Genomic DNA, 13,979 nt, shown 5'->3' with positions numbered 1-13,979 from the left:
GCTCGCCGTACGGCTGCCCGGCCGGACGGCGGTTCCGGCGGCCCGGCCGGAGCCCGTCGCGCATCCGTGACCCGGCGCCCCACCCGTCACGCGACCGGGCCGGCGCGCGTCACCCGGCCGCGCCCGGCGCCCGGGCCGTCACACGCCGGTGACGCCGTCGATGCACTCCCTGAGCAGGTCGGCGTGGCCGTTGTGGCGGGCGTACTCCTCGATCAGGTGCACCAGGATCCAGCGCAGCGAGACGCTGTCCGCGCCGAGCACCGCCGCGGCCTGCGGGGAGAGCGGGCCGGCCGCCTCCAGCGGCTCCTCCGCGATCAGTTCCCGCCCCCGGTCGACCTCCGCGTTCCAGTCCGCCAGCGCCCCGGCCATTCCGCGCGCCGGGTCCAGTCCGTAGCCGTCCGCGTTGTCCTGGCCGTACACCGGCGGGACCTCCCGGCCGGCGAACACCCGCTGGTGCCAGTTGCGTTCGACCTCGGCGAGGTGCTGGACCAGGCCCAGCAGGGTCATCGTCGACGGCGGGACGGCCGCCAGCCGCACCTGCCGGTCGTCGAGCCCGGCGACCTTGCCCGCGAGCGTCGCCCGCTGGAAGTCCAACCAGGTTTCCAGCATGGCGCGTTCGGCGGCGTGCGGGGGCGGGATCGGCCGCCCGTCCGGAGTGATGGCCATGGCCTCCACTCTGGCACACCTCCCACCGCCTCCGACCAGGCCGCACCTCGGAGGTCCCGGCGGCCCGAACAGCCCCGCCGAGGCGGCGAGTTCACGGCCCTCCCGCTGGCCGGCCTGCCCGGCGCCGAAGCGAGATGCATCGTTTCGATGCACATCGACAAGAGGTAGCATGAGCGCCCCGCAGGGCGCACTCCGACCGAAGGGCTCCAGCCGTGTTGACGCTCGCGATCCTCGGCTTCCTGTACGACCGGCCGATGCACGGCTACGAACTCAAGTCCCGGATCACCGCGCTGACCGGCCACGTCCGACCGGTGAGCGACGGCGCGCTGTACCCCGCCATCGCCCGGCTGGAGAAGGCCGGGATGCTGCACCGCCACACCGAACCGGGCAGCGGCGCCGCACCGCGGCAGACGTTGGAGCCGACGCCGGCGGGACGGGCCGAACTGCTGCGCCGGCTGGCCGACCCCGAGCAGTCGGAGATCACCGACCAGATCCGCTTCTTCACCGTCACCGCCTTCCTGCACCACCTCGCCGACCCGTCCCGGCAGGCCGCCGTCCTGCGCCGCCGGCTGGCCTTCCTCGACGCACCGAGCAGCTTCTTCCACGACGGAGCCGGCCTGCCGGTGACCGCCGAACGCGAGCCGAACCCCTTCCGGCGCGGAATGCTGCTCGTCGCCAGGGCCTCCACGGCGGCCGAGCGGGCCTGGCTGACCGGCACCGTCGCGGAACTGGAACGGCCGGGCGGGGCGGAGCCCGCGGAATCCCCCGCACACGGAGGGAACCCGGGGCCTCGGAACGCCAGGCCGACCAGGTGAACCGGTAGCGAAAACGAAGGGACGCACCCCTGCCGAACGGCAGAGCGAAGAAGCGGATTCGGGCTGTTCCACATCTGGTTCCAGCGGGCCCCCGCATCGCTATGATGATCGGCCTCACGTCCTCGGCGTCCCTCCGCGGCGTGATCCGCCACCGCGCTCCGCCATCCCCCTGGAGGCCGCCGTGCCCACTGCCGAGACCGCGGCCGAGACCGCCGTCCACCCCGCGCCCCTGAAGCGGGACGACATTCCCGGCTGGTTCTTCAGCCTCGACCGGGCCGCCTTCGTCCACCTGCTGTCCGCCCAGAGCGAGGCCGGCCTCACCGGCGACATCCTGGAGCTCGGCAGCTACCTGGGCCGCAGCGCCGTCCTGCTCGGCGACCAGCTCCGGCCCGGCGAGCGCCTGACGGTCTGCGACCTGTTCGACTCCGACGCGGGCGACGCCGACAACGCCGCCGAGATGGCCATGTCCTACCGCAAGACCCTGACCCGCAGCGCCTTCGAGGCCAACTACCTCGCCTTCCACGGCGCGCTGCCCGAGATAGTGCAGGCGCCGACCTCCGCGCTGGCCGACGGCCGCATCCCCGCGGGCAGCTGCCGATTCGTCCACGTGGACGCCTCGCACCTCTACGAACACGTCGCCGGGGACATCGCCGTGGCCCGCGCCGCGCTCGCCGGGAACGGCCTGGTCGCCCTGGACGACTACCGCTCCGAGCACACCCCCGGGGTCTCGGCCGCGGTCTGGGAGGCGGTCTTCACCGGCGGGCTGCGGCCGGTCCTGCTCACCCCGATGAAGTTCTACGGCACCTGGGGCGACGCCGCGGCCGCCCGGGCGGTCCTGCTGGAGCGCGACTGGCAGGCCGAGGGCTACACCGTCGACGACGACACCATCGCCGGCGCCCGGGTGCTGCGCCTCAACTACCAGGTCAAGGCCCCGGTCCAGCGCTCCGCCTCGCGCCGGCTCGCCATGGAACTGCTGCCCCCGGTCGCGACCAAGGCCACCCGCAGAATGCTCCGGACCCTGCGCGAGCGCCGCGCCGTGCCCCCGGTCCCGAGCGCGTGACCCCCACCGGGGCCCACCCCTCACCGGTCGGGCCCCGGCACCACCCCCCTCCCCCACGCACCCACGATCACCGCGGCCGGCACCCGGTACCCCCGCCGCCGCGAGCAGCACCCGGTTCGGCCCGTCGAACGACGCGACGCCGCCCCGCCATCACCCCGCCTGCCGCCCCCGCCCGCCCGGTCGGCGTGCCGCGAACACCGCCGCCCCGTCTCGGGGCCCAGCCCCGCAGCGACGCCGGGCGCCCCGGCCGTCGAGAGCGCTCCGGTGATCCGCACGGTCGAACGCGCCGGGGCGCCGATTCCGGTCGAGCGTCATTCCGTCCAAGGCGGGGCCAATTTCTCGGCTAAGAATATTTTCTACACACCTTCACTCACACGAGGGAACCTCATTTAAAGATTTGCCCACGGAACGTTAAAGGGCGCATAGTGATGACACCTCAGTTTGGTCTGGCGAACACCAAGTTCAGGCAAAGTCATCCCCAGTGAGGAGAAGACCTTGTTCCACGGAATCACGGCATCGAACACCCCCGGCCAGCGGCTGCGCGAGGAGATCGCGGGCCCCGGGACGACGCCGTTGATCGGCGTCTACGACATGTACTCGGCCTCCATCGCGGCCGAGCACTACAACGGCATGTTCGTCTCCGGCTTCGGCTTCGCGGCCTCGTACTACGGGCTGCCCGACATCGGCTTCATCGCCTGGCCCGACATGGTGGCCTTCGTCGAACGGCTGCGCGGCGCCTTCCCCCGGCACCACCTGCTGGTCGACATCGACGACGGCTACGTCGATCCCGAGGTGGCCTGCCACGTGGTGCGCAGGCTCGAACGGATCGGCGCGTCGGGCGTGATCCTGGAGGACCAGAAGCGGCCGCGCCGCTGCGGGCACGCGGACGGCAAGATGGTGCTGCCGCTGGAGGAGTACCTGGAGAAGCTGGAGCTCGTCCTCGCCAACCGGACGGACCTGGTGGTGGTCGCCCGCACCGACGCCACCGAGGAGGACGACATCCTGCGCCGGGCCCGGGCGCTCGCTGCCACCGACGCCGACGTGGTGCTGGTGGACGGCGTGCGCAGCGAGGAGTGGATCCGCCGGATCCGCAAGGTGGTCGGCGACAAGCCGCTGCTGTTCAACCAGATCGCGGGCGGCAAGTCGCCCCGGCTGTCGCTCTCGGAGCTGTCGGGGCTCGGGGTGGACGTGGCCATCTACAGCACGCCCTGCCTGTTCGCGGCGCACCGGGCGATGGACGACGCGCTGGCCGGGCTGAAGAACGCCGACGGCCGGCTGCCCGCCCCGGCCGGGGAGCGCGAGCAGGTCGGCGTGCGGGAGTCGACCGAGCTGCTGGAGCGCAACATCTCGCGCTCCCGCGGGCTGATGGCGGTGACGGCGTGAGCGCCGGGCTGCGCGGGCCCGCCCCGCCCTCGCCCGCCCCGCCCTCGCCGGCCGCCGCCCTGCGGGCCACGGTCTTGGGGCTGGCCGGGGCGTGCGCCCTGCTCGCGGGGGCCGCGACCCCCGCTGCGGCGGGCGGTGGGCTGATCACGGTCGTGGACAACTCGAACGCCGACTCGTGGCTGGAGATCGACCGGACGGCCAACCTCCAGAACGGCAGCGGCTCGGCGGGCAGCGACCATGACGGCGCGGGCTCGCTGGTGGGCGGACTGCTGGGGCCGGGATCCTCGTCCGGGCCCTCGCTCCGCCCGGTGGCGGGAGGCGGCCCGTGACCGACCGTCCGGCGCGCCCGGAGCAGCCACCAGGGCTCCGGGCGCGCGGTGAACGGGCGCAGCCGGAGCGCGGCTCCGGGTCCCGCTCCGGCCCCCGCTCCCCCAGGCTGCTGCCGCGCTGGCTGGACCCGTACATGGCGGCACTGGCCGGGACGGTCGGGCTGGCCGCGCTGTTCCCGGCCTCGGGCTCCTCGGCGCGGGTCGCCGAGGTGGCCTGCGATCTCGCGGTGGCGCTGCTGTTCTTCCTCTACGGCGCCCGGCTCTCCACCCGCGAGACGCTGGCCGGGCTGCGGCACCTGCGGCTGCACGGGCTGGTGCTGGCCGCCACCTTCGGCCTCTTCCCGCTGATCGGGCTGGCCACCGCGCTGCTCACGCCCGTCCCGCTCACCGGGCCGTTGCAGACCGGGGTGCTGTTCCTCTGCCTGGTGCCTTCGACGGTGCAGTCCTCGGTGGCGCTCACCGGCGCCGCCGGGGGCAACGTCCCGGCGGCGATCTGCGCGGGCACGTACTCCAGCCTGGCGGGGCTGGTACTGACGCCCCTGCTGGCGGCCTCGCTGCTGGGATCGCACACCGCGCTGTCCGCCGACGGACTGCTGCGGATCGGACTCCAACTGCTCGCGCCGTTCCTGCTGGGGCAGTTGCTGCGGCCGTGGATCGGCGGCCTGCTGTCCCGGCACAAACGGGTGCTCACTCCGGTGGATCGCGGCTCGATCCTGCTGGTCGTCTACACGGCGTTCAGCGCGGCGGTGTCCCAGGGCATCTGGCACCTGGCCACGCCCCTCGCCCTGCTCGGACTGCTCGCGGTGCTGCTCGCCCTGCTCGCCGTCGCCCTGGCGGCCACCGGGCTCGGCGCGCGGCTGCTGGGGCTCGACGGGCCGTCCACCGTCGCGGCGGTGCTCTGCGGTTCGCAGAAGAGCCTGGCCAGCGGTCTGCCGATGGCCACCGTCCTGTTCGGCACGGGCGCGGGGCTGATGGTGCTGCCGCTGATGCTCTACCACCAGCTCCAGTTGGTGGTCGGCACGGTCCTGGCCGGCCGCTGGTCGCGGGCACCGGCGACCGCCCCGGCCGGCCGGATACCGGCCGCGCTCACGGGACCGGACGCTCCGCCGGCGCCCGGCTGATCCCCCGGCGCAGCCCGGCCGAGGCGCCTGGCTGTCGGCCGGGTCGGTGAGCACGTCCGGCCGACAGCTCGGGCCTCCGGGCCGGCTCCAGCACCGCCGCGAACGGGTGGTGGCCCTCCGCCAGGCGGTCGCCCACCCGATCGGCCCGACCCGTCCAACGCTTCCCGTGTGAAAGCGGGGTGGGCGGCGACCATCCGCAGGAGGCAGTTGTCGTTCCACGTGCTGCTGCGCCGGGCGGCCGACGAGGCGAGCCTGTCAGTGATCGCGGCGGCCTCGCGAGCGATCGTGTGCCGGGCCAACTGACAGCCCCCGGAAGAGGTGCGGCCTGGTGGCGCGCTGCGACGGGTTCGCACCGCCGGCCAGGCCGCACTCCCTCTCGCCTCCGCCCTCATCCCGACCCGGACCCGGACCCGGACCGAGGAGACAGGCTCCACGGTCCGGGTCCGGGCCGGAGTCAGCGGCAGAGGGCCGCGTCGATCGCGTCCGTCATGCGCTTGGCCGTGGGCGCGTCCGGGACGGTGGTGACGGTGATGTTGACGGCACGGCCGTCCTCCGTGACGCCGCCCCGGGTCCGGTAGCCCGGGGAGGTGCCGCCGTGGCCCCAGACGAGGCCGCCGCAGGTCAGCGGCCTGCTCTGGATCCCCAGACCGTAACGGACGCCGGGGCCCAGGAGCTCGGCCGGGACGGTGGTGCGCATCTGGGCGAGCTGGTCGGCGGGCAGCAGCCGACCCGTCAGGAGAGCGCTGTAGAAGGTGTTGAGGTCGGTGTTGGTGGACACGACCGCCCCCGCCGACCAGGCCATCGACGAGTCCATCGCGGTGTAGTCGATCAGCGGCACGCCCGGGCCGGTGGTCAGGTAGCCGTGCGGGTGGGGCTCGCGGAGGGCGGTCTCCCCGGTGGCCGGGACGTAGGTGTGGCGCAGGCCGATCCGGTCGATGACGCGCTTGGTGACCTCCTCACCGAAGGGGCGCCCGGTGACCTTCTGGATCAGCAGGCCTGCCACCAGGTAGTTGGTGTTGCTGTACGCCCAGTCGGTCCCGGCGGCGAACAGGGCCTTCTGTGCCAGTGCCCCGTCGAGGAGTTCGCGCGGCTCGAAGTAGCGGTACTGGATGGGGGTGAAGTCGTTCAGCGGGGGCACGTCCATGTAGTCGGGCAGACCGCTGGTGTGCTGAAGCAGCTGGCGGACGGTGATGTTCCGGCCGTCGATGCCGTCGCCGCGCAGGAGGCCCGGCAGGTAGGTGTCGACGTCCGTGTCGAGCCCGACCTTGCCCTCGGCGACCAGCTGCAGGACGACGACGGCGGTGAACGCCTTGGTGTTGCTGCCGGCCCGGATCTGACCGTCGACCGGGACCTTGGCCCCGGTGGCCAGGTCGCCGACGCCGGCGGTGTAGGTACGGCTGCGGCCGTCGCGCCCCTTGACGGTGGCGAGGGCGGCGGGCATCCCGTCCTCCTTCACCAGCGCGTCGAGGCGCTGCTGCACGACGTCCGGGCGCGGTGCGGCGGAGGCCGCGGTCGGGGCGAAGGCGGTCAGCGCGAGCCCGGCGGCAGCCGTGGCCGTGGTGGCGTACCGCACCATGCGGATGCGGCGCGCCGTGCGCTGCGGGGTGTGTTCGTTCATCGGGACTCCACTGCTGGGAAGGACGAGGGGCGGGTGCGAGGCGGTGCGGCCGGGTGGCCCGGGTCGAAGGCCGACGCAGGCCACCCGGGGGCGGTCAGCGGCAGAGCGCCTCGTCCACCGCCTGGTCCGCGTGCTTGCCGCCTTCGCCGCCGCCGTCGCCCGTGATCGTGGTCACGGCGATATTCACGGAGCGGCCGTCCTCGGTGGTGCCGCCGAAGGTCTCGTAGCCCGGGATCGCACCGCCGTGCCCCCAGGCGAGCCCGCCGCAGGAGAGCGGGCGGCTCATCAGGCCGAGGCCGTAGCGGACCCCGGGGGCGATCGAGTCGGCGGGGACGGTGGTGCGCATCTGGGCGAGCTGGGCCGCGGGCAGCAGGCGGCCGCCGAGCAGTGCCCCGTAGAACCGGGTGAGATCGGTGTTGGTCGAGACCATCGCGCCGGCCGCCCAGCCCCAGGACGGGTCCAGCTCCGTGTAGTCGCGCAGCGACCCGTCCGCGGCAGGCTGGTAGCCCTTGGGGTGGGCCTCGTGGATCGTCATGTCCCCGGGGACGGGGAAGTAGGTGTGGCGCAGGCCGATCCGGTCGATGACGCGCTTGGTGATCTCCTCGCCGAGCGGGCGGCCGGTGACCTTCTGGATGATCATTCCCGCCAGCAGGTAGTTGGTGTTGTTGTACTCCCACTGGGTGCCGGGCGCGAAGTGGGCCTTCTGGGCCAGCGCGACGTCGAGGAGTTCGCGCGGTTCCAGGTACTGCTTGGGGTTGTTGAGCACGCCTTCGCGGTTCACGTACTCGGGCAGGCCGCTGGTGTGCTGGAGCAGCTGGCGGACCGTGATGTTCCGGCCGTCGAAGCCGTCGCCGCGCACCAGGCCGGGCAGGTAGGTGTCCACGCTCGCGTCCAGGTCGACCTTGCCCTCGGCGACCAGTTGCAGGACGACGACGGAGGTGAACGACTTGGTGTTGCTGCCTATCCGCACCTGCCCGTCCACCGGGACCTTGGCCTTGGTGGCCACGTCGCCGACACCGGCGGTGTAGGTACGGGTACGGCCGTCGCGGCCCTTGACGGTGGCGAGGGCGGCGGGTACCCCGTCCTTCTGGACCAGGGCGTCGAGGCGCTGCTGCACGACGTCCGGCCGCGGTGCGGCGGAGGCCGCGGCCGGTGCCAGGATGCCGGCCACCACGGCGGCGGCCACGGCGGTCACGGTCGCCGCCGTCCCGCGCCGACGACCGCCGAGACGGTTCGGACGGTGGCGCTGCGATGCGGTGTCGTTCACGGGAATACCCCCTGGTTAGGGCGCCGGACCTCTTCTCGGCGCCCTCCAAGAAGACCATCCGACGGACCGTCAATCCGTCCGCGCACAGGACGAGACCGCACCCGGGAACCTGCTCCGGGCCGGGGCCGGGCACAGGACCGTACTCCCGGGGGCGTACGGTTCTCCATCCGCGCCCGCTGGGTACCGGCCGACGACACCCGTCAACCATCGGGCAGATGATCCGCAGGAAACGGCCGAGGCCGATCGGCGCAGCGCGTCGGGGTTCGTGGTCCGGTCGGCGGGCGGGCGTTCTCGCCGAGGCCCGGCCCTGATTGGCCGGGCCTCCCGCCTGCCCCGGCGCACGGCCGCAGTCCTGTCCCGGGCGGCGATCAGGCCCCGCCGCTCCACTCCGGCCGCGCGCCGGGGCAGGGTCCCTTCACCCTGCCGGGTTCCTTCACCCCGCCGGATCCGCCGCGCCGTCCGGCCCGTTCAGGGCGTCGAGTTCGCCGGACAGGGCGTCCAGCCGCTGCCTGGGCAGTGCGCCGAGCGCGAAGGAGGCGAACTGCACCGGAGTGAGGCCCGCGATGACGGTGGCGGCCGGGCTGTCGATCAGGGGGCCGAGGTAGCGGCGCAGGACCTCCGAGGCTCGGGGGTCGGCCAGGAGCGCGGTCAGCGGGGTGTTGACCCCGAGCGGCCGGTCCGGGTACTCCTCGGCGCGGGCGGGGGGTTGGAGGGCGGCGAGGGCTTGGGGGTGCTGGCGGCGGGCGAGCAGGTGATCGCTGGTCACCGGCCCCTCGTGCGGCAGGCCGAGGCGGACGTACTGCTCCTCGGGAGCGTCGGCCAATCGCAGCTGGTCGGTCAGGAGTTGGGCCATGCGCAGTTCGAGGTCGTCGTCGGTGAGGGGGTTCTGCTGGTCGGGGTCGGTGTGCAGGTCGAACAGCAGGGTGCCGAAGGCGTACGGGCCGGCGAAGGTGAAGCCCGGCACCTTGAGGAGGGGGACACCCTTGGTGAAGGTGAACGGCGGGACGAGTTCGGCGGTGCGCAGTTCCTCGGGGCGGAAGCGGCCGCGCATGTGGGTGGGCATCAGGGTGTGTTCGGACAGGGGGCGGTTGTCCGGTGTGGTGCAGGAGCGCATGTAGACGTGGCGTCCGTCGGTGACGCTGACGTGGCCGCCGAAGGCTCCGAACAGGCCGGCGTCGCGGACGGGGGTGTCGTGGGCGACGGTGTCGTGCAGGGGCCGGCCCTGCATGTCGGGGGTGCGGTCGACGCCGAAGTACTCCAGCAGGGTCGGGCCGAGGTCGATCGTCTGGACGAGGGCGTCGCGGCGTTCGCCGCGGACGCCGGCGCGCGGGTCCCAGACGAACAGCGGCGTGTGGATGGTCTCGTCGTACCAGGGCTGGACGTTCTTGCCCCACCAGCCGCGCTCGCCCAGCAGCAGCCCGTGGTCGGTGCACACGATCAGCATCGTGTCCTCCCACAGCCCGTGCTCGTCCATCGCGTCCAGCACCCGCCCCAGCGAGGCGTCGCACATCGACAGCAGCGCCGCGTACTCCAGACGCCCGTGCTCGACCTGCTCCGGCGACTCCAGCACCTTGCGGTAGTCGGGCCAGTCGAAATGCGGACCGTCGTACGCGTGCGGATACAACTCCTTGTGCCGCGCGTAACTGTAGAACGGCTCATGCGGATCGAACGTCTCGATCTGGAGGAACCAGTCGTCCTCAGCACGGTTTGCGGCGATGAACTCCAGGCCCGCGTCGAACGTCCGCGTCTGCGGATGGTCCGCCTCGTCGGCCAGGTGGGCGCGGTTCACCCAGTCCTGCCGGAAGAGTTCGGTGCGCAGCAGTTTGAGGTTCTCCGGGATCTCCGGGTCGGCGACCTGGCCCTTCCACGCGTCGCCCTCCTGCCCGCGGAAGAACTCGAAGGTCCGGAAGCGGCCGTGGTACGTGGCGCCGCCGTCCTGCCAGTAGTGCTGGTGGTCGGTGGTCAGGTGGGTGTACACCCCCGCCTCCCCCAGCATCTGCGGCACCGAGTCGTCGAACGGCTCCAACGGCCCCCAGCTGCGGTGCAGGAAGTTGTACCGCCCGGTGTGCAGCTCCCGCCGCGCCGGCATGCACGGCATGCTCCCCGCATAGCAGTTCTCGAACGTCGCACTGCGCTCCGCCAACCGCGAGAAGTTCGGCGCATGAACCCAGTCCGCACCATACGGCGGCAGGAAACGCCGGTTCAGACTGTCGAACATGACCATGATGGCTTTCACGGGGGGCCCTCTCGGCGGTTCGGCCGGCCGATGGCCGGTGGCAGGCGACGGTGCGCCCGGGTCCGCGGACAGTCGTCCGGGGGCGCGACCGCCGACGCCGCACACCATTCCCGAAGTGGCAGTACTGCCACATGGCAGTTGTGCAAAGTTCGGATGACCAGCCACCGAAGACTCGGCACCCGCCTTGAGGAGGCCCGGTCGGATGTGCCTCGACACCGACCCGGTCAATGGCCTGCGCCCGTCCGCCCCCTGCGCCCGTCCGCCCTCAGCGCCCGGCCACGCTCATTGCCCAGCCACCTTCAGCGTGCCGCCTCCGCCGTCGGGGTGCTGAGGGCGGTGGCCGGAAGGGTGGGCAGCGGACCCTCGGGCGGCACCGTCCAGGCATCCGGGTCGGGGGCGAACGGACCCGTGCGCTCCCGGAGCTGGGCGAGGGCGAGCTCACGGGCCCGGTCCATCTGCCGGTGGGTGGCCTCGTCGACGACGCCCAGACGCCGGGCCTGGGCGTACTCGTCCTCGTCCTTCCAGCGGTACGCCGACAGGTCGGGGGTGATCACGAGGTCCAGGAAGAGGTCGAAGGTGTCGATGCCGATGGCCGTCCGCCGGTACGGCCGCTCGAAGTTGACGTACCAGTGCAGCGGACGCCCCTCAGGCGTCAGGAAGCGGTGCACGCTGAACGGCACGCCGGCGGTGAAGCGGCTGAGCACCACGGTGTCGCGCCAGGTCCAGTGGTCGAGTTCCCACCGGCCGGCGGCGAGGTCCTGGATGCAGTCCAGCCGGGCGGCGTCGCCTCCCCCGCGTGCGGCGGCGGTCCAACTGGCCGGAGCCAGCGTCTCCGTCCCCGGCCGGGCGGTGAGGGTCAGGGTGGCGCCGTCGTCCGTGAGCACGGTGTACGGCATGGCCGACCACACCCGGCCGTACACGACGTCCCGCCGGACGGCGGTGCCGCCCGGCGGGAACACCCGGGCCGTCACCGGACGTAGTAGGCCCGGTTGTGGGCGGCGACCGGCGGCGACTGGTACGTCCAGACTCCGGCGGCCGGGGCGTCGGCGACCAGGTGGGCGAGGTCGCGCGCGGACTCCTCGGCGGGGTTGCCGAGGTCGAGCCGGACGCGATCGGAGGCGCTGTCGTCCAGGGCGTAGTACCGGTACGGCTGGTACACGTTGAGCGGCCCGGCCAGCAGCTTGCCCTCGTCGTCGGTGCCGTAGCCGGTGATCGGGGTGTTGTTGACGGACTCGGGGGTGAGGCCGAGCAGGTTGACGTCCAGGGCGAGGAGTTCCTCGTCGTGGCGGCGCAGCCCGTCCGGCCCGAGGGTGGCCCGGCGGCAGGACACGGACCAGCGTTCGCGCACTGCGGGCGCGTTGAGGGAGGGCAGCGTGGTCTCGAACCAGCCCGGGTGCTTGGGCTCGGCGTACAGCCGGCGCCCGGCGTCGATGGCGAGCGGGTTGTCGCAGAGCACGTGCAGCCGGGCGATGCCGAGCAGCTTGGTCTGGTCGTAACCCCGGGCGAACTGGCCGTAGTCGACCACCGGCATCCGGTCCTCGGCGAAGAGCGGGTGGGCGATCAGGTTGATCTCCAGCTCCTGGGTGATGCCGCCGCCGTTCGGATACTGGGCGAAGTAGAGCTGGTAGTTGAGCGAGACGCAGGCTCCCCCGTCGAAGGCGGCGACGCTCAGCCCGGGGTGGCGCTTGGCGAGCAGTTCGCGCGCCCGCGCGGGGTCGACCAGGTAGTCGACGCCGATGTTGTGCAACGCCCCGTAGTGGAAGGGCAGGTGGTACGGCTCCGGGACGGGCGGCAGCGGCAGGCCGGTCATGAGGACTCCGAGGGCGAGGAAGAGGACGAGAGGGCGACGGGGGCGCGGGAAGCCGCCGGACGGTGCAGCGCCAGTAGGTCCCGGTGCATCCGCTCGGTGCTGCGCAGCGCGAGGGCGGCCATGGTGAGCGAGGGGTTGGAGGTGCCGAGGGAGGGCATCGAACCGCAGCCGACCGCGTACAGGTTGGGGTGGTCCCAGCAGCGCTGCCAGTGGTCGACCACCGAGGTGGCCGGCGAGTCGCCCATGACGTGGGTGCCACCGGCATGGCCGGCGCCCCGGTAGCCGTGCACGGTGCCCCGGTGTTCGAGGCGCCCCGGCCACCCGGCCGCCGGGTAGGCGGTGTGGTCCTCGGCACCCAGCAGCGCGAACAGTTGGGCGGAGACGGCCCGGGCCGAGGCCATGCCCTCGCGGACGTACTCCGAGAGGTCGTAGCGGACGGCCGGGCCCGGCAGGCCGAGCGGGTCGCGCCGGTCCCGGTCGAGGGTGACCCGGTTGGCCGGGTCGGCGGGCTGTTCCAGCTCGAACTGGAACGAGAACTGACGCCCCAGCCGGTCGCCGAGCCGCTCGCGCAGTTCCTTGCCGCGCAGGCCCGCGGCGAGCAGTGCCGCCGTCTCGGCCTCCGGCGCGCCGCCCGCCCAGGACCAGCCCCAGTTGCCGATCTCGATCCGGAACGGCGCCCGGCGGTCCCGGCCCGCCCCGAAGCGGAAGGCCTCCAGGCCGCTGGTGGACCCGGGTCCGCGGTAGGGGCCGACCGGGCCGGGCATCAGTCCCCAGGTGAGCAGGGCCGGGTGGTCCATCAGGTTGCGGCCGACCTGGTCGCTGCGGTTGGCCAGGCCGGAGAGGAGCAGCAGCCGGGCGTTCTCGACCGCGTGGGCGGCGAGCACCACGAGGTCCGCCTCCACCCGGTGGGCGGTGCCGCCCGCGAGGTACTCGACCGCCCGGGCCCGACCGGTCTCCGGATCGGCCAGCACCCGGCTGACGACGGCGTCCGTCCGCAGTTCGACCCCGGGTGCCCAGCGGGCCTGGGTGCGCAGCGGGGTGTACTTGGCGCCGCTCGGGCAGGCCGGGACGCAGCTCGAACTGCCCGCGCAGAGCGGCCCGTCGGCGGAGCCGGGGCGGGTCGGCACGCCGTTGCGGGCGTGCGGGGTGGCGGTGACGGCGAGCCGGGCGGGGCCCGGCACTGCGGGGTCGCGGACGGTCCGGCCGTCGAGGGTGCGGGCCACTTCCCGGTCGAGGAAGCTGGCCGGGAGGGCCCGCATGGGGAAGTCGTAGCCGTCCGGGATGGGCAGTCCGACGGCGCTGCGCTGCTCCTCGGCGTCGGCGGCGACGCCGAGTTCGCGTTCGGCCTCGCGGTAGTGGGGTTCCAGGTCGTGGTAGCCGATCGGCCAGTTGCGGCCGTGGCCGAGGTCGCCGGTGCGGAAGTCCTCGGGGTGCATGCGCGGGGCGAGCCCGGTCCAGAGCAGTCCGGTGCCGCCGTTGGCGCGCAGGTAGCCGCTGGCGTAGGGCAGCGGCCCGTACTGGCGCAGGTGGCCGGTGGCGGTGAAGCCGCCCCCGGGGTGGCCGGTGAGGTCGGTGACGTCGGGTGATGGCGCCTCGGGGCTGTGCGGGTAGGGCGAGGTGGGCGGTCCGCCGCCGGCCGCGCGGTGGGCGGCGGCGGCCTCGGCGCCGGTGGGC

The 13,979-nt window shown here is 73.4% G+C and carries 12 protein-coding genes; 5 read left to right on the top strand and 7 right to left on the bottom strand.

Features of this window, described 5'->3' with window-relative positions; genetic code table 11:
• Window positions 1-138: 138 nt before the first annotated feature.
• Entirely contained in the window at window positions 139-666 is a 528-nt protein-coding gene (locus BU198_RS06010) for a DinB family protein (RefSeq protein WP_188295797.1), read from the bottom strand.
• Between the two features lie 212 nt (window positions 667-878).
• On the opposite strand from BU198_RS06010, the gene BU198_RS06005 reads away from it, so the two are divergent.
• From BU198_RS06005 to BU198_RS05985, 5 genes are all read left to right on the top strand, one after another.
• Window positions 879-1,481, top strand: a complete 603-nt coding sequence (locus BU198_RS06005; RefSeq protein ID WP_188295796.1) for a PadR family transcriptional regulator — start codon at window positions 879-881, stop codon at window positions 1,479-1,481.
• A 181-nt stretch (window positions 1,482-1,662) separates the two neighbouring features.
• Window positions 1,663-2,541, top strand: a complete 879-nt coding sequence (locus tag BU198_RS06000) for a class I SAM-dependent methyltransferase (RefSeq protein ID WP_188295795.1) — start codon at window positions 1,663-1,665, stop codon at window positions 2,539-2,541.
• 495 nt (window positions 2,542-3,036) lie between these two features.
• A complete protein-coding gene (locus BU198_RS05995) occupies window positions 3,037-3,924 on the top strand; it encodes an oxaloacetate decarboxylase (protein ID WP_223243990.1) in 888 nt (295 codons plus the stop codon).
• Window positions 3,921-4,253: a hypothetical protein gene (locus BU198_RS05990; RefSeq protein ID WP_317619985.1), complete on the top strand. Its 333-nt coding sequence runs from the start codon at window positions 3,921-3,923 to the stop codon at window positions 4,251-4,253. The genes BU198_RS05995 and BU198_RS05990 overlap by 4 nt, the downstream gene beginning before the upstream one ends.
• Window positions 4,254-4,387: 134 nt before the next feature.
• A complete protein-coding gene (locus BU198_RS05985) occupies window positions 4,388-5,374 on the top strand; it encodes a bile acid:sodium symporter family protein (protein ID WP_188295798.1) in 987 nt (328 codons plus the stop codon).
• Window positions 5,375-5,828: 454 nt separating this feature from the next.
• On the opposite strand, the gene BU198_RS05980 is transcribed toward BU198_RS05985, so the two are convergent.
• From BU198_RS05980 to BU198_RS05955, 6 genes are all read right to left on the bottom strand, one after another.
• Window positions 5,829-6,992, bottom strand: a complete 1,164-nt coding sequence (locus tag BU198_RS05980; RefSeq protein ID WP_188295794.1) for a serine hydrolase domain-containing protein — start codon at window positions 6,990-6,992, stop codon at window positions 5,829-5,831.
• Window positions 6,993-7,086: 94 nt separating this feature from the next.
• Entirely contained in the window at window positions 7,087-8,259 is a 1,173-nt protein-coding gene (locus BU198_RS05975; protein ID WP_188295793.1) for a serine hydrolase domain-containing protein, read from the bottom strand.
• Window positions 8,260-8,692: 433 nt separating this feature from the next.
• The gene (locus BU198_RS05970; protein WP_317619984.1) at window positions 8,693-10,477 is read right to left on the bottom strand and encodes a sulfatase; all 1,785 of its coding nucleotides are present in this window, start codon (window positions 10,475-10,477) and stop codon (window positions 8,693-8,695) included.
• 317 nt (window positions 10,478-10,794) lie between these two features.
• A complete protein-coding gene (locus tag BU198_RS05965; RefSeq protein ID WP_188295791.1) occupies window positions 10,795-11,466 on the bottom strand; it encodes a DUF402 domain-containing protein in 672 nt (223 codons plus the stop codon).
• Entirely contained in the window at window positions 11,463-12,305 is an 843-nt protein-coding gene (locus tag BU198_RS05960) for a hypothetical protein (protein WP_188295790.1), read from the bottom strand. Before BU198_RS05960 ends, BU198_RS05965 begins: the two co-directional genes overlap by 4 nt.
• On the bottom strand, window positions 12,302-13,979 hold a 1,678-nt coding region (locus tag BU198_RS05955; RefSeq protein WP_188295789.1), incomplete at its 5' end, for a GMC oxidoreductase. The genes BU198_RS05960 and BU198_RS05955, both read right to left, overlap by 4 nt.

It is taken from the genome of Streptomyces sp. CBMA156 (genome assembly GCF_014596515.1).
GTDB lineage: Bacteria > Actinomycetota > Actinomycetes > Streptomycetales > Streptomycetaceae > Kitasatospora.
Note: the sequence above shows the minus strand (reverse complement) of the source record. Positions and strands in the feature narration are given on the sequence as shown.

Coding starts and splice junctions, on each gene's coding strand:
- BU198_RS06010 (WP_188295797.1), bottom strand. CDS start 666: ATGGCCATCACTCCGGACGGGCGGCCGATCCCGCCCCCGCACGCCGCC.
- BU198_RS05985 (WP_188295798.1), top strand. CDS start 4,388: ATGGCGGCACTGGCCGGGACGGTCGGGCTGGCCGCGCTGTTCCCGGCC.
- BU198_RS05980 (WP_188295794.1), bottom strand. CDS start 6,992: ATGAACGAACACACCCCGCAGCGCACGGCGCGCCGCATCCGCATGGTG.
- BU198_RS05970 (WP_317619984.1), bottom strand. CDS start 10,477: ATGTTCGACAGTCTGAACCGGCGTTTCCTGCCGCCGTATGGTGCGGAC.
- BU198_RS05960 (WP_188295790.1), bottom strand. CDS start 12,305: ATGACCGGCCTGCCGCTGCCGCCCGTCCCGGAGCCGTACCACCTGCCC.